This is a genomic window from Pseudomonas marginalis, from assembly GCF_900105325.1.
GTDB classification, from domain to species: domain Bacteria; phylum Pseudomonadota; class Gammaproteobacteria; order Pseudomonadales; family Pseudomonadaceae; genus Aquipseudomonas; species Aquipseudomonas marginalis.
The window spans coordinates 2,268,026-2,294,302 of the sequence record NZ_FNSU01000003.1 but is presented as its reverse complement, the minus strand read 5'-3'; the positions used below and the strand labels follow the sequence as shown (position 1 = coordinate 2,294,302).

General features: G+C 61.6%; 21 protein-coding genes and 4 tRNA genes. 23 read left to right on the top strand and 2 right to left on the bottom strand.

Annotated elements, in window-relative coordinates; genetic code table 11:
- Positions 1 to 92: 92 nt before the first annotated feature.
- From BLW22_RS19745 to BLW22_RS19695, 11 genes are all read left to right on the top strand, one after another.
- Positions 93 to 168, top strand: a tRNA-Ala gene (locus tag BLW22_RS19745).
- Positions 169 to 246: 78 nt separating this feature from the next.
- A tRNA-Glu gene (locus tag BLW22_RS19740) sits at positions 247 to 322 on the top strand.
- A 50-nt stretch (positions 323 to 372) separates the two neighbouring features.
- Positions 373 to 448 (top strand) — tRNA-Ala (locus tag BLW22_RS19735).
- Positions 449 to 528: 80 nt separating this feature from the next.
- Positions 529 to 604 (top strand) — tRNA-Glu (locus BLW22_RS19730).
- A 182-nt stretch (positions 605 to 786) separates the two neighbouring features.
- Positions 787 to 1,326: a TetR/AcrR family transcriptional regulator gene (locus BLW22_RS19725; protein ID WP_074847326.1), complete on the top strand. Its 540-nt coding sequence runs from the start codon at positions 787 to 789 to the stop codon at positions 1,324 to 1,326.
- A 14-nt stretch (positions 1,327 to 1,340) separates the two neighbouring features.
- Positions 1,341 to 2,174: an alpha/beta hydrolase gene (locus BLW22_RS19720; RefSeq protein ID WP_074847325.1), complete on the top strand. Its 834-nt coding sequence runs from the start codon at positions 1,341 to 1,343 to the stop codon at positions 2,172 to 2,174.
- 39 nt (positions 2,175 to 2,213) lie between these two features.
- Positions 2,214 to 2,648, top strand: coding sequence for an acyl-CoA thioesterase (locus tag BLW22_RS19715; protein WP_027604062.1), 435 nt, complete (start codon positions 2,214 to 2,216; stop codon positions 2,646 to 2,648).
- A 55-nt stretch (positions 2,649 to 2,703) separates the two neighbouring features.
- Positions 2,704 to 3,663, top strand: coding sequence for a tRNA dihydrouridine synthase (locus tag BLW22_RS19710; protein ID WP_065925087.1), 960 nt, complete (start codon positions 2,704 to 2,706; stop codon positions 3,661 to 3,663).
- A gap of 488 nt (positions 3,664 to 4,151) precedes the next feature.
- Positions 4,152 to 5,417 (top strand): YML083C domain-containing protein, encoded by a 1,266-nt coding sequence (locus BLW22_RS34610; protein ID WP_143045154.1) that lies wholly within the window; start codon positions 4,152 to 4,154, stop codon positions 5,415 to 5,417.
- A gap of 97 nt (positions 5,418 to 5,514) precedes the next feature.
- Positions 5,515 to 6,471: a hypothetical protein gene (locus tag BLW22_RS19700; RefSeq protein WP_137212882.1), complete on the top strand. Its 957-nt coding sequence runs from the start codon at positions 5,515 to 5,517 to the stop codon at positions 6,469 to 6,471.
- A 70-nt stretch (positions 6,472 to 6,541) separates the two neighbouring features.
- Positions 6,542 to 7,798: a hypothetical protein gene (locus tag BLW22_RS19695; protein ID WP_065925089.1), complete on the top strand. Its 1,257-nt coding sequence runs from the start codon at positions 6,542 to 6,544 to the stop codon at positions 7,796 to 7,798.
- A gap of 3 nt (positions 7,799 to 7,801) precedes the next feature.
- On the opposite strand, the gene BLW22_RS19690 is transcribed toward BLW22_RS19695, so the two are convergent.
- Positions 7,802 to 11,080, bottom strand: a complete 3,279-nt coding sequence (locus tag BLW22_RS19690; RefSeq protein ID WP_074847323.1) for an EAL domain-containing protein — start codon at positions 11,078 to 11,080, stop codon at positions 7,802 to 7,804.
- A 66-nt stretch (positions 11,081 to 11,146) separates the two neighbouring features.
- Positions 11,147 to 12,037: a LysR family transcriptional regulator gene (locus BLW22_RS19685; RefSeq protein ID WP_065925091.1), complete on the bottom strand. Its 891-nt coding sequence runs from the start codon at positions 12,035 to 12,037 to the stop codon at positions 11,147 to 11,149.
- 140 nt (positions 12,038 to 12,177) lie between these two features.
- Between BLW22_RS19685 and leuC the strand changes: the two genes are divergently transcribed.
- The 12 genes from leuC to BLW22_RS19625 all read left to right on the top strand — a co-directional run bounded on the left by leuC (position 12,178) and on the right by BLW22_RS19625 (position 26,134).
- The gene (gene leuC, locus BLW22_RS19680; RefSeq protein WP_027604068.1) at positions 12,178 to 13,596 is read left to right on the top strand and encodes a 3-isopropylmalate dehydratase large subunit; all 1,419 of its coding nucleotides are present in this window, start codon (positions 12,178 to 12,180) and stop codon (positions 13,594 to 13,596) included.
- Positions 13,597 to 13,606: 10 nt separating this feature from the next.
- The gene (gene leuD / locus BLW22_RS19675) at positions 13,607 to 14,251 is read left to right on the top strand and encodes a 3-isopropylmalate dehydratase small subunit (RefSeq protein ID WP_065925092.1); all 645 of its coding nucleotides are present in this window, start codon (positions 13,607 to 13,609) and stop codon (positions 14,249 to 14,251) included.
- A gap of 47 nt (positions 14,252 to 14,298) precedes the next feature.
- Positions 14,299 to 15,063 (top strand): class I SAM-dependent methyltransferase, encoded by a 765-nt coding sequence (locus tag BLW22_RS19670; RefSeq protein ID WP_074847322.1) that lies wholly within the window; start codon positions 14,299 to 14,301, stop codon positions 15,061 to 15,063.
- Positions 15,064 to 15,115: 52 nt separating this feature from the next.
- The gene (leuB, locus tag BLW22_RS19665; RefSeq protein WP_017530190.1) at positions 15,116 to 16,198 is read left to right on the top strand and encodes a 3-isopropylmalate dehydrogenase; all 1,083 of its coding nucleotides are present in this window, start codon (positions 15,116 to 15,118) and stop codon (positions 16,196 to 16,198) included.
- 64 nt (positions 16,199 to 16,262) lie between these two features.
- Positions 16,263 to 17,375: an aspartate-semialdehyde dehydrogenase gene (asd, locus tag BLW22_RS19660; RefSeq protein ID WP_027604071.1), complete on the top strand. Its 1,113-nt coding sequence runs from the start codon at positions 16,263 to 16,265 to the stop codon at positions 17,373 to 17,375.
- A gap of 250 nt (positions 17,376 to 17,625) precedes the next feature.
- Positions 17,626 to 18,636: an aspartate-semialdehyde dehydrogenase gene (locus tag BLW22_RS19655; RefSeq protein WP_065947094.1), complete on the top strand. Its 1,011-nt coding sequence runs from the start codon at positions 17,626 to 17,628 to the stop codon at positions 18,634 to 18,636.
- 163 nt (positions 18,637 to 18,799) lie between these two features.
- Positions 18,800 to 21,361: a motility hub landmark protein FimV gene (locus BLW22_RS19650; RefSeq protein ID WP_074847321.1), complete on the top strand. Its 2,562-nt coding sequence runs from the start codon at positions 18,800 to 18,802 to the stop codon at positions 21,359 to 21,361.
- A gap of 140 nt (positions 21,362 to 21,501) precedes the next feature.
- Complete coding sequence (gene truA / locus BLW22_RS19645; protein ID WP_027604074.1) at positions 21,502 to 22,326, top strand: tRNA pseudouridine(38-40) synthase TruA; 825 nt, start codon at positions 21,502 to 21,504, stop codon at positions 22,324 to 22,326.
- Between the two features lie 64 nt (positions 22,327 to 22,390).
- Complete coding sequence (locus BLW22_RS19640; RefSeq protein WP_074847320.1) at positions 22,391 to 23,023, top strand: phosphoribosylanthranilate isomerase; 633 nt, start codon at positions 22,391 to 22,393, stop codon at positions 23,021 to 23,023.
- A 243-nt stretch (positions 23,024 to 23,266) separates the two neighbouring features.
- A complete protein-coding gene (gene accD, locus BLW22_RS19635) occupies positions 23,267 to 24,187 on the top strand; it encodes an acetyl-CoA carboxylase, carboxyltransferase subunit beta (RefSeq protein WP_027604076.1) in 921 nt (306 codons plus the stop codon).
- A complete protein-coding gene (gene folC / locus BLW22_RS19630) occupies positions 24,184 to 25,491 on the top strand; it encodes a bifunctional tetrahydrofolate synthase/dihydrofolate synthase (protein WP_074847319.1) in 1,308 nt (435 codons plus the stop codon). Before accD ends, folC begins: the two co-directional genes overlap by 4 nt.
- The gene (locus tag BLW22_RS19625; protein WP_065927245.1) at positions 25,475 to 26,134 is read left to right on the top strand and encodes an SPOR domain-containing protein; all 660 of its coding nucleotides are present in this window, start codon (positions 25,475 to 25,477) and stop codon (positions 26,132 to 26,134) included. Before folC ends, BLW22_RS19625 begins: the two co-directional genes overlap by 17 nt.
- Positions 26,135 to 26,277: the final 143 nt, after the last annotated feature.

The window sequence follows — 26,277 nt, the reverse complement described above, 5'->3', positions numbered from 1 at the left end:
TGTTATCCCGGCAAAAAATTTTGGAAAATGTTGAAAATAAATTTGACACCTTTCCAAACCGCCATTAAGATTCGCCCCGTCCTCACCGATGAGGGGCTATAGCTCAGCTGGGAGAGCGCTTGCATGGCATGCAAGAGGTCAACGGTTCGATCCCGTTTAGCTCCACCAATCTACAGGTTCAAGGTCTGGCCACACCGTCCTTGAATCGATCAGCTCTCAGCGCTGGTCAGTTGTACAGAAGGTTTTGTCCCCTTCGTCTAGTGGCCTAGGACACCGCCCTTTCACGGCGGTAACAGGGGTTCGAGTCCCCTAGGGGACGCCAGTTTCAACAAGCAGTTCGAAAGGTCTGCTGCGCCGCGAGGCGAAAAATCCGGGGCTATAGCTCAGCTGGGAGAGCGCTTGCATGGCATGCAAGAGGTCAACGGTTCGATCCCGTTTAGCTCCACCAATTTACAGGTTCAAGGTCTGGCCACACCGTCCTTGAATCAGATCAGTTCTCAGCGCTGATCAGGTGTATAGAAGGTTTGTGTCCCCTTCGTCTAGTGGCCTAGGACACCGCCCTTTCACGGCGGTAACAGGGGTTCGAGTCCCCTAGGGGACGCCACGATTACCCGCTCTGCGGGATTTTTAAGGGTCATTCAATTATTGAATGGCCCTTTTGTTTGTCTGGCGTTTGGCCAATTCTCTCCCCCCATTCCCTTTGCTTTGCTGACCAGTGGTCATGCTTGTCGCTTGCCAAATATTATTATGGTAATAATATTCAACCCATGAAAGTCGGAGGCAACGATGAGCGATAAAAAAGCGCAAACCCGCGAACGTATTCTGCAAGCCGCCAGCGCTGCATTGACCCAGCGTGGTCCGGTCGAGCCTAGTGTGGGCGAAGTCATGGGCGCGGCGGGGCTGACCGTCGGTGGTTTCTACGCACACTTTGAAAGCAAGGACGCCTTGATGCTGGAGGCGTTCACCCAGTTGTTGGCGCGGCGGCGTGCATCTATCGACGATATGGACGCACAGCTGACGGGAGAAGAGCGCAGGGGCCTGGTGGCGGCGTTTTATCTGTCACGCAAGCACCGCGATTCAACAGTCCAGGCATGCCCGATACCGGCCACAGTGGGCGAGATGGCGCGGCTGCCGGACGCCTTCCGCGAGGCGCTGAGCGAGCATGTGGAACTGATGGCGGCCCAGCTTGCCGCGAGTCCCGAAGACACTGACAAAGCCTTGGCTGATATGGCGTTGATGATCGGCGGGCTGGCCTTGGCGCGTGCCCTGGGGCCGGGCGAGTTGTCGGACCGAGTGTTACGCGCGGCCAAGTCGGCTGTGCGTTAGAAGAGGGTGCGAGGATGGGCGCGTTAACCTGGATTCGTCGCTTCAACGGCACCGTTGGACACCTGGCACCGCAAACCGTGGCCAACAAGATGCGGCGTGCCTTCATGACGCCACGCGACCTGCCGCCACGTGACTGGGAGCTGCCGCTGCTGGCGCAATCGGAGCGCATCACCTTGCGTTTCGGCCTGTCGGCCCTGCGCTGGGGCCAAGGCCCTGCGGTGTTGTTGATGCACGGCTGGGAAGGCCGGCCAACCCAGTTCGCCAGCTTGATCACCGCGTTGGTAGGCAACGGTTACTCCGTGATTGCCCTGGACGGTCCGGCCCATGGTCGTTCGCCGGGACGGGAAGCTCACGTGCTGCTGTTCGCCCGAGCCATGCTGGAGGCGGCTGCCGAACTGCCGCCGCTGCACGCCGTGATCGGGCATTCCATGGGCGGCGCCAGTGCGATGCTGGCAGTGCAGTTGGGGCTGCGTACCGAGGCGTTGGTGAGCATCGCCGCACCGTCGCGCTTCCTGGATGTGCTGCGCGGCTTTACCACGATGGTCGGTCTGCCGGCGCGGGCACGCTCGGCGTTTATCCAGGAGGTGGAGCTGACGTTCGGAATGCCGCTCAAGCACTTGGATGTGGCGCACTACCAAATGAACATCCCTGGCCTGATCGTGCACGCCGAAGACGATACCTTTGTTCCGGTCAAGGCGTCTCAAGCCATCCACGAAGCCTGGTTCGACAGCCGCCTGCTGCGCCTGGAGCAGGGCGGGCACCAGAAAGTGCTGGCCGATCCCCGGGTGATCGAGGGCGTACTGGCGCTGTTGGCCGGCCGTCGTCTACAGGACCGGCAAACCGCCTGATACACTGCTCCCGCCGACATCAATCGACTGGAGCAAGGCATGGGCTGGGATTTGGCAACGCCGTTTATCATCGATCTGCAGGTCGCCCCTGAAGACATCGACGGCCTGGGGCACGCCAATAACGCGGTGTACGTGTCCTGGCTCGAGCGCTGCGCCTGGCGCCATTCGCAGCGTCTGGGGCTGGACCTCACCGAGTACCGCCGCCTGGACCGTGCCATGGCCGTGGTGCGCCATGAAATCGATTACCTCGCGGCAGGCTACGAAGGCGACGAGTTACAGTTGGCCACCTGGATCGTCGATTGGGACCAGCGCCTGAAGATGACCCGTCGTTTCCAGCTGGTACGCCCGCGTGACGGTGCGACTTTGCTGCGGGCGCACACCACCTTTGTCTGCATCGAATTGTCCAGCGGCAGGCCCAAGCGCATGCCGGCCGAATTTCTCGACGGTTATGGTCCCGCCCTGACAGGGGGTTAACGGTTGCCGCGGGAAACCCAGTAAACTGCGCCACGATTTTTGTTGAGTGTTTTCCATGCAAATTGCTTTGGCGCCCATGGAGGGGTTGGTCGACAACATCCTGCGGGACGTGTTGACCCGCGTGGGCGGTATCGACTGGTGCGTGACCGAGTTCATCCGCGTCAACGACCGCTTGCTCACCCCGGCGTATTTCCACAAGCTCGCCCCGGAACTGCTGCACGGTGCCCACACCGCAGCCGGTGTGCCGTTGCGCGTGCAATTGCTCGGTTCCGACCCGGTATGCCTGGCGGAAAACGCCGCCCTGGCCTGCGAGCTGGGTTCCGAGGTGATCGATCTGAACTTCGGCTGCCCGGCCAAGACCGTCAATAAATCCCGCGGCGGTGCGGTGCTGCTCAAGGAGCCGGAGCTGCTCAACCAGATCGTCGAACACGTGCGTCGTGCCGTGCCTGCCCATATCCCGGTGACCGCCAAGATGCGCCTGGGCTTCGACAGCCCGGATGGCGCGCTGGTGTGTGCCACGGCACTGGCCGAAGGCGGTGCGGCGCATATCGTGGTGCATGCGCGCACCAAGACCGATGGCTACAAACCGCCCGCCCACTGGGAGTGGATTCCGCGTGTGCAGGAGGTGGTCAAGGTGCCGGTGTTCGCCAACGGCGATATCTGGAGCGTCGAAGACTGGCGGCGCTGTCGGGAGATCAGTGGTGTCGAAGACATCATGCTCGGTCGCGGCCTGGTGGCGCGCCCGGACCTGGCCCGGCAAATCGCCGCCGCGCGTGCAGGCGAAGACGTCGTGGAAATGACCTGGGCGCAAATGCAACCCATGCTCCAGGACTTCTGGACCCAGTCGGTCGCACAGTTGACCGAGCGCCAGGCCCCTGGCCGGTTGAAGCAGTGGCTGGCAATGCTGACGCGCAACTACCCCGAAGCTGTCGCGCTGTTTACCGCGTTGCGCCGCGAGACCGAACTGGAGCAGGTCAGCCGGTTGTTGGGGATGGATACTCCGGTCGCCGCCTGACCTTTCAACGCGCTGTGTCGAACGCCTGATATGTTTCACAGAAGGCTCCTTGTCGAAAGACAAGGAGCCTTCTGCGTTTCAAAGTCTTTGGATAATGACTGAATCATTCTGCATGTTCTGGTGACTGTTCCTGCGACGCTTTGGATGATTGCGGGTGGATGTTCTGTGCGTGTGAATTATCACAATTCAACTATTAGTGGTGTGTTCAGTTATGTCTCTTAATTGCATGTCCAGCACTTTATGAGTGGGTATGTCTGTTAGCACGGCGCCGGTGTGCGATGAATCAAGGTTTTATTGGAATGACCACGGGGTAAAGTCTGAAAGTTCGCGTTGGTTTCCTTATGTGAGGCGCGATTTCTGGAACTCGATAGTCTCACGCTCCACGAAGTAGGGACTGTAAGGCAGCGCTGTTGTTTTCCAGTACATATAAATCCTGTCGCCATTCCTGGCGTGTAACCGCCGGGCGGCGCCCACTAAGGAGCGTATTCATGTCCATCTCGATTAATGGTTCACCCTCTGTAATGGTTGAGACCCCGCGTCACCATTTGCTGCCATCGACACCTCTTAAAACCAATGAACCGCTGAGTTCTTCCAAGGCGGATCCAGTATGGATTTCGCCTGCGCTTCGGCATGACGTCGCCCGAGCGCCTCACGGTGAAATGATGATCAACGCCGGAGCATTTTCAAAATTGTTCGACATGCTTGAGCAAGTCTTCAAAACCATGCGTGAGATGGTGTCGGTGAGAAACATGACGCCTGCCCTGACCACACATTCCGATAAAACACCCAAGCACACGCCGGATATGACGACCCTGCTGAAAGCAAAGGCGGAACCAGCCAAGTTGCCGGGGACCACCCCGGACTTGGCGACCCAATTGAAAGTGAAGGGGGAACCAGGCACAACGCCCAGGGCTACATCGGATACGACGAATCAGCTGACAGTGAAAGTCGACAAAGGGACGCTTCAGTCGGTCCCGGTGCCCCGTGTCAACGTGAGCAACGACTCGAATGCGCAGGTCAAGGTGGAACTCAATATCGGCAATTGTCACTGTCCTGATACCCATGTGGAGCGCGACGGAGGACGGGTCAATCCTCCTTCGGTGCCCACCCCCGGGGTGACTCCACAACCCGATGCCAAGGTGCCGCCCATCAGGCCTGAGGTACGGCTTAATGCTCACCCGGTGCACAGGCTCGACGTGACTCCACGGCACGACACCAAGATGCCGGACAACAGGGCGACGGATACGAAGCTGCCGGACACCAAGTTGCCTGGTACCAAGGTGCCGGACACCAAGTTGCCTGGTACCAAGGTGCCGGACACCAAGGTGCCAGACGCCAAGGTGCCAGACGCCAAGGTGCCGGACACCAAGGTGCCAGACGCCAAGGTGCCGGACACCAAGGTGCCGGACGCCAAGGTGCCGGACGCCAAGGTGCCGGACGCCAAGGTGCCGGACACCAAGGTGCCGGACGCCAAGGTGCCGGACACCAAGGCTCCTGACGCCAAGGTGACACCACCCTCCAAAGCCAAGTCCTCAGGCATCCATCCTGGCGCGCTGCACCGGCTTGAATCGACGCCCCTGCCCGGGACGACGCCGCAATCTGACACAAAGGCCGTGACCTCGACCGATAACAAGCAGAAGGATATTCCCGATCAGCCAAAGCCCGAAGCGGACGTCACCAGTCCTGGCCCTGCTGAAAATGAGACTGACTTCAAGGGGTGGGCCTTTATCAACCGTCGTCGGTTAGGAAACTGATTCCTGCCATTACGTCGAAACTTCTTGGATAAATAAAACGGTGTTTCTCCGGGCGGCACAGCGCTTGGAGAAATACTCAGAAAGTGGAGTGAACACCATGTCGTATTGTTCGATTCATAATATTGCGCGCGTAGTGAATGTTCGTCTGGCGTATAACAGAAACTTGCCGGCGGCCGTCAACGAACCTGCACCTTCCTATCGATTTAAATCTATCGAGTTTGGCACAGGCGCTGCATCTGTTACCGCAGGCGGGCCACGCGGTCAGGCGGCGATAGGAGCCGATCCAGATCCGGCTGCCAGCGTTATTACGTTGTTTACTTCGTTTTTTACGCAGTTATTTAATCTTCTAACGAGTAAAACGGATAAGTTGGTTCCCGATAGTACGCCGCGCCCTCAGGTAAATCCGACCGTCGAGCCCGTCGTGCCGCCGGAGCCGCAACCCAAACAGTATGTGCCTATACCGAACCTGTCGGATAAACGTAATGGCGCAAAACCTGACAATATCTGGAGTGGGTTTCGTCAAGGCCCGGATGGTAACTGTGTCACGGTATCGGCCATCAAGGCAGCCATGTACAAGTTCGGCCAAAGTCCAACGGATATCTATAAAGAGGTGAGCAAGACAAGTGATGGTTACCGGGTGACGATGCGCGATGATTTTGTACTTAACTTGACGGATCAAGAGTTAAAAATTGGCGCCGCGGCTTCGCGTTTTATCGGCCGCGATAAAGGCATGCTCAAGGACGCGCAATTCCTGTTCGCCGTCAGTGCCAAGCGTGCACAGATGGAAAACAACGACGGCTGGGCGAGCCGCAGTTATCTCGCCGGAGTGAGAAGCTTGAACAATGGGGAGGATGAGTTTGGGCCAGGCGAGGGTTTCCTGCGTCTGGGCCTCAGGAAGCACATGAAGAGGGTGAGTGTGCGAGATCTCGCCAGGGGGCAACTGGGCATGTGCAATCGAGCCTTCCATTCCGTGGCGGTGATCAATGGCCGCGAAGAGATGTATGGGCGCCAGGGTTCCGCGCCGACCCGTGGGGATGCCATCGCATTGGTGTGATGTGCGCGTGCAAGAGGTGCGGCCAGTGCCCTGGCTGTACGTTTTCGTCCAGCCTTGAGTGAGCAGTCCGATGAACACTTTGATTGAGGGGCATCGCACGGTCATGGCAAAACGGCTGCCTGAGCATGGTTCAAGTATTGTCCGCTCCGGGGCCGGGATGAGCCTTGATGGGCCCGTGAATGCATTCGCAGCCGCCGAGCGTCGATTCGGCGAAAATAGGGACTGCAGTACTCACGTGGCGGTTATCAAACTGATGATGATGACCCTCGGCCCGCGTCCCTCCGATGTTTTCCAGCAGGTAACCCAAGCGGGTGAAGGTTATGCCGTCACCATGAAGGATCAATACAGGGTGCATGTGTCCCAGGCAGAGCTTGAGCAGGTCACCCGGGCGTCAAGGTTCACAGGGCAGGACCCTGATGCGCTGAAGCACGCCAACTTCATGTTGGCGGCCTTTGTAAAGCGCAAGCAGCAACTGGGCGGCTACGCGACGTTCGACGCCGCCCTGGCGAAGACCCTTGAGGGCGAGACAAGCAAGCGTTGCCTGGAGGGAATGGGCGTGTATGGGTTGTCGCGATGGGTTGCCGCTCGCGACATGGTCGGCAGGGATTTGGCCTGGGTCCGCCAGACCCATGACTTCGGAGCGGCGCTCGTGGTGGGCGGCGCCAATCACACGCACGGCGAAGGTTACGGTTATGTGCTGTTTGATGATCGTGAGACGCCACCGCAGCGTGACAGGGGCCTGGCTCAGGTATCGGAAAGTATCCGGCACGCCGATATCTGGAGCGGTTTTTATCAAGGTGTGGAGGGCAATTGCGTGACGGTGTCGGCGATCAAGGCGGCTATCACCCGTTTCCCCGAAGGCATCTACACGGCCATCTACAGAACGCCAGCCGGATGCGAAGTGACCATGCGTGATGGCTTCCGGTTGCGCTTGAGCCATGAGGAACTGAGGCAGGCTACCGCCGCGTCGAACTTCTATGGCAGCAACCCGGTATTGCTGGATTACGCCAACTTCCTCTATGCCTGCAGCGCCAAGCGGGCGCAGTTGGAGAACAACGATTTCCGTGCGGGGAGAAGCTTTACGGCGGCCCTGGAAACCCTCAACGATGGCGAATACCCCGGTGAGGCTCTCCAGCGCCTGGGCCTGTTCGGTTACATCCGTAACGGCACTGTCGAGGAGTTGGTCAACGGTGCAATCGGTACGATTGCAGACGGTTGGCATTCCGTGGTGGTCGTCAAAGGGATGCTGGACCTGTATGGGCAAAAGTACGCCTTGAACGAGTCGCCCTGGCGGCGCAAAACGCTCACTGCGTTGAAGCTGGTGTAAGGGCTAGCCCAACAACCGCCGAAATCCTTCGATCGGCAGTGGCCGACTGTGCAAATACCCCTGGAACAAATGGCAGCCCAGCTTTTGCAGGAATGCCAGTTGTTCCGGGGTTTCCACGCCTTCGGCAATCACTGTCAGGTTCAGGCTGCGGGCCATGGCCACGATGGCGCGGATGATTTCGGCGTCGTTGGGGTCATGGGTCGCGTCGCGTACGAAGGACTGGTCGATCTTCAGTGCATCCACCGGCAGGCGCTTGAGGTACGTCAGCGATGAGTAGCCGGTACCGAAGTCATCCATGGCAAAACTGACACCGAGCTTTTTCAGGCGGCGCATCTTCGCCACGGTGTCGTCCAGGTTCTGAATCACGATGCCTTCGGTGATTTCCAGTTTCAGCAGGTTGCAGGGCAGTTGATGCCGCTTGAGGCTGCGCTCCACCCGTTCGACAAAGTCGTTCTGGCGAAACTGCCGGGGGCTGATGTTCACGCACAGGCTGAAATTCAACGGGTCCACCAAGCCTTCGGCAATCAGCTGCGCAAAGGCGGCGCAGGCCTCATCGAGGATCCAGGTACCCACTTCGAGGATCAGGCCGCTGTCTTCCAGGACCTTGATGAATTCGGACGGCGACTGCGCGCCCAACTGCGGATGCTGCCAACGCACCAGGGCCTCGGCGCCGACGATCTTGTTGCCGCGCGCATCCACCTGGGGCTGGTAATGCACGCTGAACTCGCCGCGCGACAGGGCCAGGCGCAGGTCGGTTTCCATGCGCAGGCGCTCGCTGGCGGCCTTTTGCATGCTGTTGTGGAACATCTGCGTGGTGTTGCGCCCCGAATCCTTGGCCCGGTACAGGGCGATGTCGGCGCGCTTGAGCAGGTCCGCCGGGGTGGTGCCATGGTCGGGAATCAACGCCACGCCGATGCTTGGCGTGACCTGCAGGCGATGGCCATCGAGGAACATCGGCTCCGAAAGCAATTCGCGCAGGGTATCGGCCAGTTCCTGCACCTGGGTGCTGACTTGAGTGCGCGTACCATCCAGGCCGCTGAGCAGTACCACGAACTCATCGCCGCCCAGGCGCGCCACCGTGTCCTCCATGCGCACGCTGGCTTCCAGGCGCGCGGTGACGATTTTCAGCACGGTGTCGCCCACCGGGTGGCCGAGGGAATCGTTGATGTGCTTGAAATGGTCGAGGTCGAGAAACAGCAGGGCACCGCGCAGGTTATGGCGCTTGAGCAAGGCGATCTGTTGGCTCAGGCGATCCATCAGCAGCGCGCGGTTGGGCAGGTTGGTCAGCGGGTCGTGATAGGCCAGGTGACGGATCTGCGCCTGGGCGTTTTTCAGCAGGCTCACGTCCCGCGCGGTCAGCAGCAGGCACGGGGTTTCATTGAGGGTGATCGGCTCGACCGAGACTTCTACCGCCAATACGTCGCCGCGCTTGTTGTGCCAGAGCATTTCCAGGTGAGGGATGCGCCCTTTGATCTGCAATTCGGCCAACAAGGCGGAACGCTGGTTTTCATCGGCCCAGATGCCGATCTGGTACAGCGTCAGGCCGATGGCTTCTTCGGCACGGTAGCCGGTGAGGCGGCAGAAGCCATCGTTGACCTCCACATAACGGCCGGTGTCGCGCTCGGTGATGGAGATGGCGTCGGGGCTGGAATGGAAGGCCTTGGCGAATTTTTCCTCGCTGGCCTTCAGCGCGGCCTCCGAGCGTTGTTGCTGGGTGATGTCGCGCAAGGTGGTGACGATGCACGGCTGGTCGCCCACCTTGATCAGCCGGCTGGAAATCATGCAGGTCAGGGTTTGGCCGTTCTTGTGGTGCACCACGATGGCCACATTGCTCAACGCCTGGTCGCGAATCACCTGTTCGATACGCTGCAGGCGCTTGCTTGACTCGTCCCACAGGCCGATCTGCTCGGCGCTCTTGTCGATCACCTCGGCCGCCGTCCAGCCAAACGTCTGGGTGAAGGCGGGGTTGATCTCGATGAACCCGCCACTGTCCAGGCAGGTGACGCAGATGGGATCGGGGCTGGCCTGGAACAGGCTGGCGAACTTTTCTTCGGAGGCGGTCAGGCGTTGTTCGCGTTCCACCTGGTCGGTGATGTCCAGCAGGGTGCCGGCCATGCGCAGCGGCGCCCCTTGCTCGTCGCGGTAGAGGCGGGCGCGGCTTTCCAGGTAGCGCGAGCTGCCGTCTTCCACTGGCACGCGGTAAGTGAGTTGGTAATTGCCGGCCGGGCCTTCGCGCAGGGTGCGATAAGCGTTGCGCATGTTCTCGCGCTCTTGCCTGGGCATGCCCTCGAAAAACGCCTCGAAGGATTCATGGAAGGGCTCGGGTGGCAGGCCGTGCAGTTGAGCGGCGCGGGCCGAGCCGTAGAGCATGCCGGTGGGGATATGCCAGTCCCAGGTGCCCAGTTGCGCCGAGTCCAGGGCCAGGTCCAGGCGCTCCTGGCTGTCCTTGAGGGCATTTTCGGCGTTTTTGCGCTCGGTGGTGTCGAGAAAGGTGCTGAGCAAATAAGCCTCGCCCTCCAGTTCGACCTTTTGTGCACTGAGGGTGCCATCGTGGATCTGGCCTTTGCTGGCGCAGAACTGCACTTCCATGGTGATGGGTTCACCCTTGCGCTGGGTGGCCAGGACCAGCTGCGCACGTTGTTCGGGGTGCCTCCACAGGCCCAGGTCCAGGGTGGTGCGGCCGATGGCATCGGCCACCGGCCAGCCGAAGAGCATCTCGAAATACTGGTTGGCTTCGCTGATCAGTCCGTCGGACTGGCGGGTCAACAGCACCATGTTCGGGCACAGGTGAAACAGCGTGGCGAAGCGTTTTTCGGAATGGCTGAGGGCGTGCTCCCGCTCGCGCTGGCGAGTGGTTTCGCGGATCACGCCGATCATGCGGCGCCGACCGGCCTTGTCCGGTGCCAGGCTGCCATTGATCTCCAGCCAGTGATGAGTGCCGTCCGGCCATTGGATGTGATGGTGCATGGCCTGCTCGAAAGGCTCACCGGCCAGCACCGCATGAAAGGCTCGCACCACCCGGGATCGATCCGAGGGCGCCAGCAGGTCGAGGTAGTCCAGGTCCTTGGGCAGTGGTTGGCGCGGGTCGAAGCCGAACAGCGCCTGGGTGCCCCGTGACCAGCTGATACGGCCCGTGTCGATTTCCCAGCACCACGCGCCCAGCCGGGCAGCATTAAGGGCTGCCAGCAGTTGCGGGGCGCTGTCCCAGCTTTGTTCCGCCTGCTGGGGGTCCAGGGCGTAGATACGGGGCAGGGGAGGCAGAGGGTCGACAGGGTTGCGCATTATCAAAGGGCCTTGGCTCGATGGGCAAACAGCGCGGTTTTATTCACAACCTGGGGCCGCACGGCGTCATACCGGTATCACTGGCAGATCCACCTGTGCATCCAACAGGCTCATGAACGCCCGCGCAGCGTTCGACAGCGTCCTTTCGGTGTGCACGATATAGCCTAGCTGGCGACTGAGTTGTATGCCCGGCAAAGCGATACTCGCCACCTGATCATCGAGCATGGTGCGCGGCAAGACGCTCCAGGCCAGGCCGATGGAGACCATCATCTTGATGGTTTCCAGGTAGTTAGTACTCATCGCGATGTTCGGGGTAAGGCCCTGGGCCTCGAACAGTCGGCTGACAATATGGTGGGTAAAGGTATTACCGCCAGGGAAAACCGCCGGGTGGCCGGCAATATCGGCCAGGCTGACGTCGCGGTTGCCGGTGAGGCTGTGCTCCGGCGCCACCACGAAATCCAGCGGGTCGTCCCACACCGGGGTGGCGCGTACCAGGTGATGGGGGGCGGGCGCCAGGGTGATCACTGCCACTTCGGCGCGGCCGTGGAGGATTTCTTCGTAGGCCACTTCCGAATCGAGAAACTGAATATCCAGCGCCACATTCGGGTATTCCCGGGTGAAGGTACGCAGGATCGGAGGCAAACGATGCAGGCCGATGTGGTGGCTGGTGGCCAAAGTGAGGCGGCCGCTGACTTCTCCGGTGAGGTTGGTGAGGGCGCGGCGGGTGTCGTCCAGCACGTTGAGAATCTGATAAGCGCGCGGCAGCAAGGCCCGGCCGGCTTCGGTCAGGCCGACTTCACGGCCCAGGCGATCGAACAGTCGCACCTTCAATTGCTGTTCCAGGCCGGCGATGCGCTTGCTGATGGCCGGTTGGGTCAGGTGCAGGCGTTCACCGGCACCTGAGAAGCTGCCGGTCTCGGCGATGGCAATAAAGGCATTGAGGTTGGCCAGGTCCATGGGTGTATTCCAGTTGGTAATCCAAAGCATAAAAAATATGAATTTGAGTTATTTAATGTAGCGCCATACCATCAGCCTCACAAGCCAAAGGGTTATTGAAAAGCCCGGCGCATAGAAACACCGCTGATGAGGACCGACTGATGGCCGGCAAAACGCTTTACGACAAGCTTTGGGATTCCCATGAAGTGAAACGGCGCGACGATGGCTCGTCGCTGATCTATATCGACCGTCACATCATCCATGAAGTGACCTCGCCCCAAGCGTTCGAAGGCCTGCGGCTGGCCGGGCGCAAGCCCTGGCGCGTCGACTCGATCATCGCCACCCCGGACCACAACGTGCCGACCACCCCGGAGCGCAAGGGCGGGATCGATGCCATTGTCGACACCGTGTCGCGTTTGCAGGTCCAGACTCTCGACGACTACTGCGACGAATATGGCATCACCGAATTCAAGATGAATGACGTGCGTCAAGGGATCGTCCACGTGATCGGCCCGGAGCAGGGCGCCACCTTGCCGGGCATGACCGTGGTCTGCGGCGACTCCCACACCTCCACCCACGGTGCGTTTGGCGCCCTGGCCCACGGCATCGGCACCTCGGAGGTGGAGCATGTGTTCGCCACCCAGTGCCTGGTCGCCAAGAAAATGAAGAACATGCTGGTGCGTGTCGAAGGCACCTTGCCGTTCGGCGTGACCGCCAAGGACATCGTGCTCGCCGTGATCGGCAAGATCGGCACCGCCGGCGGTAACGGCCATGCCATCGAGTTTGCCGGCAGCGCCATTCGCGACCTGTCCATCGAAGGCCGCATGACCATTTGCAACATGTCCATCGAAGCCGGTGCTCGCGTGGGCATGGTGGCGGCGGACGAGAAAACCGTTGAATACGTGAAGGGGCGCCCATTTGCTCCGCAAGGCGCCGATTGGGACGCCGCGGTTGAAGCCTGGAAAGACCTGGTGTCAGACGCCGATGCGGTGTTCGACACCGTGGTTGAACTCGATGCTGCCCAGATCAAGCCGCAGGTCAGCTGGGGCACTTCGCCGGAAATGGTCCTGGCCGTCGACCAGAACGTGCCGGACCCGGCGCAGGAAGCCGACCTGGTCAAGCGCGGTTCCATCGAGCGCGCCTTGAAGTACATGGGCTTGAAGGCCAACCAGGCGATCACCGACATACAGTTGGATCGCGTGTTTATCGGCTCCTGCACCAACTCGCGGATCGAAGACCTGCGCGCTGCGGCGGTTATCGCCAAGGGCCGCAAAGTCGCTTCGACCATCAAGCAGGCCATCGTGGTGCCAGGCTCGGGCCTGGTTAAAGCCCAGGCTGAAGCCGAAGGCCTGGACAAGATCTTCCTCGAAGCCGGTTTCGAGTGGCGTGAGCCGGGCTGCTCGATGTGCCTGGCGATGAACCCGGACCGCCTGGAGTCGGGCGAGCATTGCGCGTCGACCTCCAACCGTAACTTCGAAGGGCGTCAGGGCGCCGGTGGCCGTACCCACCTGGTCAGCCCCGCCATGGCCGCCGCCGCTGCCGTCAACGGTCGTTTCATCGACGTTCGCGAATTGATCTGAGGAAAACCCGATGAGAGCTTTTACCCAACACACCGGTTTGGTCGCGCCGTTGGACCGTGCCAACGTCGACACCGACCAGATCATCCCCAAGCAGTTCTTGAAGTCCATCAAACGCACCGGTTTCGGCCCCAACCTGTTCGACGAATGGCGCTACCTGGACGTGGGCTACGCCTACCAGGACAACTCCAAGCGCCCGCTGAACAAAGACTTCGTGCTCAACGCCGAGCGCTACCAGGGCGCCAGCGTGTTGCTGGCCCGGGAAAACTTCGGTTGCGGCTCCAGTCGCGAGCACGCGCCGTGGGCCCTGGAAGAATATGGCTTTCGCAGCATCATCGCGCCGAGCTATGCCGACATCTTCTTCAACAACAGCTTCAAGAACGGCCTGTTGCCGATCATCTTGACCGACGAAGAAGTCGACGAACTGTTCAAGCAAGTGGAAGCCGATGTGGGCTACCAGCTGACCATCGACCTGGCTGCGCAAACCGTGACCCGTCCGGACGGCAAGGTGTACCACTTTGAGGTGGACGCCTTCCGCAAGCACTGCCTGATCAACGGCCTGGACGATATCGGCCTGACCTTGCAGGACGGCGATGCGATTGCCGCGTTCGAAGCCAGGCACCGGGTGAGCCAGCCCTGGTTGTTTCGTGACGCGTAAATTGATGTAGGCCGGTACCAGCAACACAACCCTTGAAGGATGCCACCATGACCAGCACCGCCCACACCCAAGTCGTGCAAAAACAATTCGGCGAACAGGCGTCTGCCTACCTGAGCAGTGCCGTGCACGCCCAAGGCACCGAATTCGCGCTGCTCCAGGCCGAACTGGCCGGGCAGGGCGGTGCACGACTGCTGGACCTGGGCTGCGGTGCCGGTCATGTGAGTTTCCATGTGGCGCCATTGGTCAAGGAAGTGGTGGCCTACGATCTGTCCCAGCAGATGCTCGATGTGGTGGCCGCCGCTGCGCAAGATCGCGGTCTCACCAATATCAGCACCGTAAACGGCGCCGCCGAGCGCCTGCCGTTTGCCGATGGCGAATTCGACTTCGTGTTCAGCCGTTATTCGGCGCACCATTGGAGCGACCTCGGCGTGGCCCTGCGCGAAGTGCGCCGCGTGCTCAAGCCGGGCGGCGTGGCGGCGTTTGTCGATGTCTTGTCACCGGGCAGCCCGTTGCTGGACACTTACCTGCAAACCGTCGAAGTGCTGCGCGACACCAGCCACGTGCGTGACTACTCCGCCGCCGAATGGATGCGCCAGCTCAGCGAAGCCGGTTTGCACGTACGCAACAGCAGCCGCCAGCGCCTGCGCCTGGAATACACCTCGTGGGTCGAACGCATGCGCACACCGCAAGTGTTGCGCGCCGCGATCCTGGAGCTGCAGCAGGCGATGGGCCAGGAAGTGCGCGATTACTACGAGATTCAGGCCGACGGCACCTTCAGCACCGACGTGCTGGTGGTCTGGGCCGAACGCTGATTAATTTTCCCGACCTGCCCACGGGCAGGTCGCTCGATGAAATGAGGAACCCATGAGCAAGCAGATTCTGATTCTCCCTGGCGACGGTATTGGTCCGGAAATCATGGCCGAAGCGGTCAAGGTCCTGGAGCTTGCCAACAGCAAGTACAGCCTGGGCTTCGAATTGAGCCACGACGTGATCGGCGGCGCTGCCATCGACAAGCACGGCGTGCCCCTGGCCGACGAAACCCTGGACCGCGCCCGCGCCGCCGATGCCGTGCTGCTGGGCGCCGTGGGTGGCCCGAAGTGGGACAAGATCGAGCGTGATATCCGCCCTGAGCGCGGCCTGCTGAAAATCCGCGCGCAACTTGGCCTGTTCGGCAACCTGCGCCCGGCGATCCTCTACCCGCAACTGGCCGATGCGTCGAGCCTGAAGCCGGAAGTGGTGGCGGGCCTGGACATCCTGATCGTGCGTGAACTGACCGGCGGTATCTACTTTGGCTCGCCACGGGGCGTGCGCGAGCTGGAGAATGGCGAGCGCCAGGCCTACGACACCCTGCCGTACAGCGAGAGCGAAATCCGCCGTATCGCCCGCGTCGGTTTCGACATGGCCCGTGTACGCGGCAAGAAGGTCTGCTCGGTGGACAAGGCCAACGTCCTGGCCTCCAGCCAGCTGTGGCGCGAAATCGTCGAAGAAGTGGCCAAGGATTACCCGGACGTCGAACTGAGCCACATGTACGTCGACAACGCCGCCATGCAATTGGTCCGTGCGCCGAAGCAGTTCGATGTGATCGTCACCGACAACCTGTTCGGCGACATCCTGTCCGACCAGGCCTCGATGCTCACCGGTTCCATCGGCATGCTGCCGTCGGCGTCCCTGGACACCAATAACAAGGGCATGTACGAGCCTTGCCACGGCTCGGCGCCGGACATCGCGGGCCAGGGCATTGCCAACCCGCTGGCGACCATCCTGTCGGTCTCGATGATGCTGCGTTACAGCTTCAACCTGAGCGACGCCGCGGATGCGATCGAGAAGGCCGTGAGCCTGGTGCTGGACCAGGGCTTGCGCACCGGCGACATCTGGTCGCAGGGTTGCACCAAGGTGGGTACGCAGGAAATGGGCGACGCAGTAGTCGCCGCGCTGCGGAATCTGTAATCTCTCGGGCCCGCTTGCAGTTGTTGCTGCAAGGCGGCCCACTTTTTAACAAGGTGTAGTTGCGATGAAACGTGTAGGTCTGATCGGTTGGCGCGGTATGGTCGGTTCCGTGCTCATGCAGCGGATGCTGGAAGAGCAGGATTTCGATCTTATTGAGCCGGTGTTTTTCACCACTTCGAACGTAGGTGGCCAAGGGCCGTCCGTGGGCAAGGATATTGCCCCGCTCAAGGACGCCTACAGCATTGAAGAGCTGAAGACCCTCGACGTGATCCTCACCTGCCAGGGTGGCGACTACACCAGCGAAGTCTTCCCCAAGCTGCGTGAAGCCGGCTGGCAGGGTTACTGGATCGACGCCGCCTCGAGCCTGCGCATGCAGGACGACGCCGTGATCATCCTCGACCCGGTCAACCGCAAGGTCATCGACCAGCAACTGGATGCCGGCACCAAGAATTATGTGGGCGGCAACTGCACCGTCAGTCTGATGCTGATGGGCCTGGGCGGTCTGTTCGAAGCCGGCCTGGTCGAGTGGATGAGCGCCATGACCTACCAGGCGGCGTCCGGCGCCGGCGCGCAGAACATGCGTGAGTTGATCAAGCAGATGGGCGCGACCCACGCCGCCGTCGCCGATCAACTGGCCGACCCGGCCAGCGCGATCCTCGACATCGACCGCCGTGTGGCCGAAGCCATGCGCAGCGATGCCTACCCGACCGAGAACTTCGGTGTGCCATTGGCCGGCAGCCTGATCCCGTGGATCGACAAAGAGCTGCCGAACGGCCAGAGCCGCGAAGAGTGGAAGGCCCAGGCCGAGACCAACAAGATCCTCGGCCGGTTCAAGAGCCCGATCCCGGTGGATGGCATCTGCGTGCGCATCGGCGCCATGCGCTGCCACAGCCAGGCGCTGACCATCAAGCTGAACAAAGACGTGCCGATCGCCGATATCGAAGGGCTGATCAGCCAGCACAACCCCTGGGTCAAGCTGGTGCCGAACAACCGCGACATCAGCATGCAGGAACTGAGCCCGACCAAGGTCACCGGCACCCTGAATGTACCGGTGGGCCGTCTGCGCAAGCTGAACATGGGCACCCAGTACCTGGGCGCATTCACCGTCGGCGACCAACTGCTGTGGGGCGCGGCCGAGCCGTTGCGTCGCATGTTGCGGATCTTGCTGGAGCGTTGATCGCTTGAAGCAATAATAGAAACCCGCGTTCTGGTGACAGGCGCGGGTTTTTTATTGTTCTTTCGGGCGCTATCGAGGGCAAGCCCCTCCCCACAGTGAACAGCATTTCAAGGTTGGAACTCGGTTGAATGTGGGAGGGGGCTTGCCCCCGATAGGGCCATCAGCCACTTCACCAGACCCAGGTTAATTGCCTCGCTCCCGGCCACCCGGTAAAGTGCCGCTCCCCCCCGCAATGCCCGAGGCAGCCCCCATGACCCAGACCTTTGAAATTGCCGTGATCGGTGCCACCGGCACCGTTGGTGAAACCCTGGTGCAGATTCTCGAAGAGCTGGAATTCCCGGTGGGCACCCTGTACCTGCTGGCGGGCAGTAACTCTGCTGGCGCCTCGGTACCGTTTCGCGGCAAGAACGTACGGGTCAAGGAGGTCGACGAATTCGATTTCAGCAAGGTGCAACTGGCCTTCTTCGCCGCAGGCCCGGAAGTCACCCTGAGCTTCGCGCCGCGAGCCACGGCGGCGGGTTGCTCGGTGATCGACTTGTCGGGAGCCTTGCCCGCCGAGCAGGCGCCCCAGGTGGTGCCGGAAGCCAATGCCCACGTCCTCGACGGCCTGGAAAAACCGTTCCAGCTCGGCAGCCCGAGCCCGTCGGCCACCAACCTGGCGGTGGTGCTGGCGCCGTTGCGCGGCTTGCTGGACATCCAGCGTGTCGCCGTCACTGCCAGCCTGGCAGTGTCTGCCCAGGGCCGCGAAGCCGTCAGCGAATTGGCACGTCAGACCGCCGAGCTCCTGAATGTGCGCCCTCTGGAACCTAAGTTCTTTGACCGGCAAATGGCCTTCAACCTGTTGGCACAAGTCGGCACGCCAGACGCCCAAGGGCATACCACCCTGGAAAAGCGCCTGGTTCACGAACTGCGCGCAGTCCTGGAATTACCTTTGCTAAAGATTTCCGCAACTTGCGTTCAAGCCCCGGTGTTTTTTGGCGATAGCCTGACTGTGTCATTGCAATTGGGTGCGGCGGTCGATCTTGCCGCCGTCAACCGCGCATTGGAGGCCGCGCCGGGTATCGAGCTGGTAGAAGAGGGGGATTACCCTACAGCCGTGGGCGACGCAGTGGGCCAGGATGTGGTCTATGTAGGCCGGGTGCGCGCGGGAGTGGATGACGCGGCTGAACTAAATCTGTGGCTGACGTCAGATAACGTACGCAAGGGCGCCGCCCTTAACGCCGTGCAACTGGCGCAGTTGTTGATAAAACGCCTTGCGTAAAAGATACTTGGCGGCAATTTGTAGATTGATTCTAACCAGGCGCTATGCTTGGCCCCAAGCAGGAACAATTGCGCGTCGGTGACCTATCGGCTCGCCATGCCTTATGGCAAGCGGTTACCAACCTTCTCGCAGGCCGGGGAGTGTTCAAACAAAGGATGAGGCTATGGTTCAAGTTCGCAAACTGGTGTTAGCAATAGCGGCCGCCTCGGCGCTGTCCTCCGGTATGGCGCAGGCGCTCCAGTTGGGGGAAATGACCCTCAAGTCGAAGTTGAACCAGCCGTTGTCGGTGGAAATCGAATTGCTCGATGTCGGTGGCCTCACGGCGTCCGAGATCACCCCGAGCCTGGCCTCATCCCAGGCGTTCGTGGACGCGGGCGTCGATCGCCAGGCGTTTCTCGATGACCTGACGTTTACCCCGGTCATCAATCCCAGCGGTCGCAGCGTGGTGCGCGTCACCTCCAGCAAGCCGCTGCCGGATTCCTACGTACGTTTCCTGCTGCAGGTGCAATGGCCCAATGGCCGCTTGATGCGCGACTACAGCGTGTTGCTCGACCCTGCCAAGTTCGACCAGTCGGCTTCGACCCCCGCAGCACCTGCACCGCGCGTGGGAACGCCCGCCCGCAGTGCGCCCGCTGTGAGCAAGCCGGCCCAGCACACCACCACGTCCCGCGACACCCTGTGGGAAATTGCGCAGAAGCACCGCAATGGCGGCTCGGTGCAGCAGACCATGCTGGCCATTCAGGCACTCAATCCCGACGCCTTTATCGACGGCAATATCAACCGCCTGAAAACCGGCCAGGTGCTGCGCCTGCCGGACACCGTACAAAGCACGGCGTTGCCGCAGCCTCAGGCAATCGCCGAAGTGAGGGTACAAAATGCCGCCTGGCGCCAGGGTCGGCGCGGGGCGACCAATCAGGCGGCCGGTAAGCAGCAACTGGACGCCACCAAGCGTGCCCAGGCCGGCAATGCGCCGTCGACCACCAATACCCAGGACAACCTGAGCCTGGTCTCGGCTGAAGCAGCCAGGAAGGGCGGCAAGGGCAAGGCCGGTGACAGCCAGGTCTTGAGTGACAAGCTGGCGATGACCCAGGAGCAACTGGACACCACCCGCCGCGATAACGAAGAACTCAAGAGCCGTGCGGCAGATCTGCAAAGCCAGTTGGATAAACTGCAAAAGTTGATTCAACTGAAAAACGATCAACTGGCCCGTTTGCAGGCAGACAAAGGTGCCCCGGCCGTAGCGGCGACGGCAGCGATGCCCGCACAGCTGGCAAGCGACCCGGCCGCCACGCCGGCCGCACCCGCTGCACAGGCCGCCGCGCCAACGCCAACCCCGGCGGCGCCGGCACCTGAGGCAGCTACGCCGGCCACGGCACCTGACACCACGGAAGGCAAGTTCAATGATCTGCTGACCAATCCGGTTGTCCTCGGTGTGATCGGCGGTGCGGCTGGCCTGGTGGTGTTGCTGCTCCTGCTGTTGTGGGCGCGCCATCGCAACGCCCGCCGTGAAGAGGAAAAGCACTTGCGCATGGCGCGGGCGCTGGCTGAAGAGCCGGAATTTACCTCAAGCATCGAACAGGACCTGCCGTCGGACAGTTTCGAAGGCCTCGAAGTGCCGCCGCCGAACGTCAAGCTGGCAGCCGCTCCGGCACCTGCTCCAGTGGTTGCGCCGGCGGTAGCGGTTCCGACGGTTGCCTCCGTGCTCGCGCCGCTGGCCGCTGCCGTGGCCCCGCAAAACGCCAACGATGCCCTGGCGCAAGCCCAGTCCCATATCGACCGTGGTCATCTGAACCAGGCCGCCGATGTGCTGGAGCAAGCGATCAAGCACGAGCCCAAGCGCAGCGACCTGCGGTTGAAGCTGATGGAGGTCTACGGCCTGCAAAGCGACAAGGACGGTTTCGTGACCCAGGAGCGTCAACTGGTGGCCAATGGTGAAAACCATGCCCAGGTCGAGCAGCTCAAGTCGCGCTTTCCTGCGATGGCGGTATTGGCGGCGGGCGTCAGTGCCGCGGTTGCCGCCGCGGCCCTTGACGCTCAGTACGTCAAGGACCTGCTGGAAGACAAACCGGCTGCCCCGGCCGCCGAGCCCAATGCACTCGACACCGATTTCGACCTGAGCCTGGATGAGCTGGAGGCGGCTTCGCCAGCCAGCCTGGACGACGAGCAGACGTTTGCAGCGCTCCTGGAGCAGCAATCGGCGCCCAAGGCCGGCGAGGAAGACCTGTCGGACTTCGACCTGGACCTGCAACTCAATGACCCGGCGTCCGAGCAATCCGACGACGACTTCCTTTCCGGTCTTGAGGATCAGATGAAGGATGCGTCGGCAGTCGAGCCGCCGACGCTGACCCCGTCCGCGCTGGATGACTTCGATTTGCCGGAGGATTTCGACCTGTCCCTGGCGGACGAACCAGACGCAGCGGCCAAGCCTGATGCCTTCGCTTCGGAGCTGGACGATGTCAACGCCGAGCTGGATCGCCTGTCCCAGAGCCTGGAAAGTCCGCCCATCGAACCTTCCTTTACCGCTGAGGACGCGGCGCTGGGCGATGATGAACCGGAGTTCGATTTCCTGTCCGGTACGAATGAAGTCGCCACCAAGCTAGACCTCGCCCAGGCCTATATCGACATGGGGGATGCCGACGGCGCGCGGGACATTCTCTCTGAAGTGCTCACCGAAGGTGATGAGGCGCAGCGCGGCGAGGCCAAGGAAATGCTCGGCAAAATCTGAAGGTTGATGCAGGTGCGGTGTGGGAAGGTCAATCCCCAACAAAAGCGCACGCCACGCAGCTGGCGCATTTATAATGGCCGCCTTCGCGCAACTCATCAGGCTCTCAGTTCTTGGCAAATATAGATAACCCGGCCGCCGAAATGGCGGCCGCTGGCTTTTACCGCATCGCCCTCGGCGTGGAATACAAAGGCTCGCGCTATCGCGGCTGGCAGCGCCAGGCGTCAGGCGTGCTGACGGTGCAGGAAACCCTGGAGAAGGCGCTGTCGAAAGTGGCTGACTCCCCGGTGTCGTTGATGTGTGCCGGGCGTACCGATGCCGGTGTGCATGCCTGCGGCCAGGTGGTGCACTTCGATACCCAGGCCGAACGCACGATGAAGGCCTGGGTGATGGGCGCCAATATCAATTTGCCCCATGACGTCAGCGTCAGTTGGGCCAAGGTCATGCCTGCGCACTTTCATGCGCGCTTCAAGGCGATTGCCCGGCGTTATCGCTATGTGATCTACAACGACCAGATCCGTCCCGCGCACCTCAACGAAGAAATCACCTGGAACCACCGTCCGCTGGATGCCGAACGCATGGCCGAGGCTGCGCAGCATCTGGTAGGGGTGCATGATTTCAGTGCGTTTCGTGCCGGCCAGTGCCAGGCCAAGTCGCCGATCAAGGAAGTCCACCACCTGCGGGTGACTCGCCACGGCAAGATGATCGTGCTGGACATCCGCGCCGGCGCCTTCCTGCACCATATGGTGCGTAACATTGCGGGCGTATTGATGACCATCGGCACCGGCGAGCGCCCGGTGGAATGGGCCAGGGAAGTGCTGGAAAGCCGCATTCGCCGCACGGGCGGCGTCACGGCGCATCCGTTTGGCCTGTATCTGGTGGACGTGGAGTACCGCGACGAGTTCGAGCTGCCGCAGCGTTTCATCGGGCCACACTTCCTCACAGGGTTCAGTGAACTTGGCGGCTGACGCCCGGAAAAGCTTTTGTTACCATCCGGGACTTTATCGGTCCAACCCCTGAGGTTTCTACGACATGCCTGCCGTTCGCAGCAAGATTTGCGGGATTACCCGCATAGAAGACGCGCTGGCGGCAGTCGAGGCGGGGGCGGATGCCATTGGCCTGGTGTTTTATGCCAGAAGCCCGCGGGCGGTGAATGTGTTGCAGGCGCGGGCGATCATTGCGGCGCTGCCGCCGTTCGTGACCACCGTGGGCTTGTTCGTCAACGCCAGCCGCTGCGAACTCAACGAAACCCTGGATGCCGTGCAGCTGGATATGCTGCAATTTCACGGCGACGAAACCCCGGATGAATGTGAAAGCTACCAACGCCCGTATATCAAGGCGTTGCGGGTCAAGGCGGGTGACGATATAGCGAGGGCCTGCGCGGCCTATTCCGGCGCGCGTGGCGTTCTGCTGGACACGTATGTCGAAGGCGTACCCGGTGGTACCGGTGAAGCGTTCGATTGGTCGCTGATCCCCGAAGGATTGAGCAAGCCGATCATCCTGGCCGGGGGGCTCAACCCAGCGAATGTCGGTGCGGCGATTCAACAGGTCCGGCCGTATGCCGTGGATGTCAGCGGTGGGGTAGAGCAAGGCAAGGGCATCAAGGATCACGACAGGATTCGCGCATTCATGCACGCGGTGCGCAACAGCTGTGGCGGGATGTGACGGCTGGCAGTCTGCCGCCGTCCATAACTACCACTGTGTAAAACAGCCCGGCGCCGCCTGAGGGCGGCCCGGAAATGAAGTGGCAACCTGCGCAGGCAGGCTGTCTGGAAGGCTGAGGATGCAGGCTGGAAATGGCAGGTCGAACGTCTGACCCCGTCCAGCCTGCGTCATCGCCACATATGAATTTAGCTCAAGGGCATACGCGGGGCTGTGTTCAAGCCACCGGTACTGGAGAAAGAAAGCATGAGCAACTGGTTAGTAGACAAACTGATCCCTTCGATCATGCGTTCCGAGGTGAAGAAAAGCTCGGTTCCTGAAGGTCTGTGGCACAAGTGCCCATCCTGCGACGCGGTGCTGTACCGCCCCGAGCTGGAAAAGACCCTGGATGTTTGCCCCAAGTGCAACCACCACATGCGTATCGGCGCCCGCGCCCGCATCGATATCTTCCTCGACGCCGACGGCCGTAACGAGCTGGGCGCCGACCTGGAGCCGGTCGACCGTCTGAAGTTCCGCGACGGCAAGAAGTACAAGGACCGCCTGACCGCTGCGCAAAAGCAGACCGGTGAGAAGGACGCGCTGATTTCCGTCAGCGGCAAGCTGCTGGGCATGCCGGTGGTGGTGTCGGCGTTCGAGTTCTCCTTCATGGGCGGCTCCATGGGGGCCATCGTCGGCGAGCGCTTCGTGCGCGCGGCCAACTACGCCCTGGAAAACCGTTGCCCGATGATCTGCTTCGCCGCCTCCGGTGGTGCGCGGATGCAGGAAGCGTTGATCTCCCTGATGCAAATGGCCAAGACCTCTGCGGTGCTGGCGCGTCTGCGCGAAGAAGGCATTCCGTTCATCTCCGTGCTGACCGACCCGGTCTACGGCGGTGTTTCCGCCAGCCTGGCGATGCTGGGCGACGTGATTGTCGGTGAGCCAAAAGCCCTGATCGGCTTTGCCGGCCCGCGCGTGATCGAGCAGACCGTGCGCGAAAAACTGCCGGAAGGCTTCCAGCGCAGCGAGTTCCTGCTGGAGCACGGCGCAATCGACCTGATCATTCCGCGCGGTGAGCTGCGTCCACGCCTGGGTAGCCTGCTGGCGCAGATGATGGGCCTGCCGACACCTGTTTACGTCGCGCCTAAAGTCGAGCCGATCGTTGTGCCGCCGGTGCCTGCGAACCTATGACCCAACGTACCCTGGGCGAATGGCTCGCCTACCTCGAGCAGTTGCATCCGTCCGCCATCGACATGGGCCTGGAGCGCTCGCAACAGGTAGCGGCCCGCCTTGGGTTGGGCCGGCCGGCGCCGCGTGTGATCACGGTGACCGGCACCAACGGCAAGGGTTCTACCTGTGCCTTTGTTGCCGCGCTGCTGCAGGCCCAGGGGCTGAAAGTCGGCGTGTACAGCTCGCCGCACTTGCTGCGTTACAACGAGCGGGTGCAACTCAATGGCGTCGAAGCCAGCGATGAGCAACTCTGCGAAGCCTTCGCCGCACTCGATGCCGGGCGCGGTGAGATTTCCCTGACTTACTTCGAAATGGGCACCCTGGCGGCGTTCTGGCTGTTCGAGCGTGCGCAGCTGGATGTGGTCGTGTTGGAAGTGGGCCTGGGGGGGCGCCTGGACACCGTCAACGTGGTGGATGCCGACCTGGCGCTGGTCACCAGTATTGGCGTGGACCATGCCGACTACCTGGGGGATACCCGCGAGTCCGTGGCCTATGAGAAGGCCGGGATTTTCCGCCCGGGCAAGCCTGCGCTGTGCGGTGACCTGGATCCGCCGCAGCCCTTGCTGGACAAGGTGCGTGAGCTGGGCTGCCCATTCTTCCTGCGTGGCCGCGAATTCAATCTTGAAATCGGTGACCGGCACTGGCAGTGGCGCGGCCGGGATGCCCATGGGCAGGCTGTGGAGCTGCGTGATCTGCCCTTGCTGAACCTGCCGATGGAGAACGCCGCACTCGCGCTGCAAGCCTATCTGTTGCTGGACCTGCCTTGGCAGGCTGAGCAGATTGCTGCGACGTTGCTGGCGACCCGCGTGGTCGGGCGCCTGGATCGCCGGGTGTTCGACTGGCACGGCAAGCGCCTGAACCTGTTGCTGGATGTGGGGCATAACCCCCATGCAGCGCAATACCTGGCCAAGCGCCTGGCACGCACGCCGCCGGTGGGGCGTCGCCTGGCTGTATTCGGTTTGCTCGCCGATAAGGACCTGGAGGGCGTAGTTGTGCCGTTGCTTGACAGCGTCCAGGCTTGGGCGGTAGCGCCGCTGGATACGCCCCGCAGCCGTCCGGCCCATGAGCTTGAGATCGCGTTACAGAACCTTGGTGCGCCCGTGGCGTCGTATGCAAGCGTGACTGCCGCCCTGGAGGCTCAGTGCGCGGTGGCGACGGCCGAGGACGAAATTCTGTTGTTCGGATCATTTTATTGTGTTGCCGAGGCGCTTGAGTGGTTGGCCCGGCGCTCCACGGAGGAAGCTGCAGATGGCATTACTGGATAGCGCATACAAGCAGCGAATGGTTGGAGCCCTGGTGCTGGTGGCATTGGCGGTGATTTTCCTGCCGATGCTGTTTTCCCGCCAGGACGAGCAGCGCCAGGTGGTCGTCGAGGCTCCGGCTGCGCCCCAGGCACCGGCAGTGCCCCAAGTGCAGGTGGAGCCGGTGGTGGTGCCTGAACCGCAGGCGTTGCCGGAAGAAGAACCGGTGCCGACCGATGATGAGGTGGCCGCGCAGCAGGCGCCGTCGATGCCGGTGCAGCCAAGCGTGCCGGTGGTCAAGCCGACACCTGCTCCGACGGTCGCCGCCAAGCCGGCGACACCTGCGCCTGCGCCCAAACCTGTAGCGCCACAGCCTGCTGCGCCGGGCAAGCCGGATGTGGGGCAGAGCCGTATCGACCCGAACGGCTTGCCGATCAGTTGGTCGATCCAGGTGGCCAGCCTGGGCAATCGTGAAGGCGCCGACGCCTTGCAGAAGAAGCTGCGTGCCCAGGGCTACAACGCCTACATCCGTAGCGCCGACGGCAAGAACCGGGTGTTTATCGGGCCGCTGATCGAGCGCGCCGAGGCCGACCGGCTGCGGGATTTGCTGGACCGTCAGCAGAACCTGAAAGGCTTCGTGACCCGCTTCCAGCCTGAGCGCGGCTGAGCCCGCATCGGTTTAAACCTGAAGTCCAATCAAATGTGGTGAGGTTGAAATGTGATCGGCCCGCCACAATCTATTGATTTGCAAAGCAGCCGCAATCACAGCTTACCGACAGCCCGACGCTCTGCTAAAATGCGCCGCCTTAT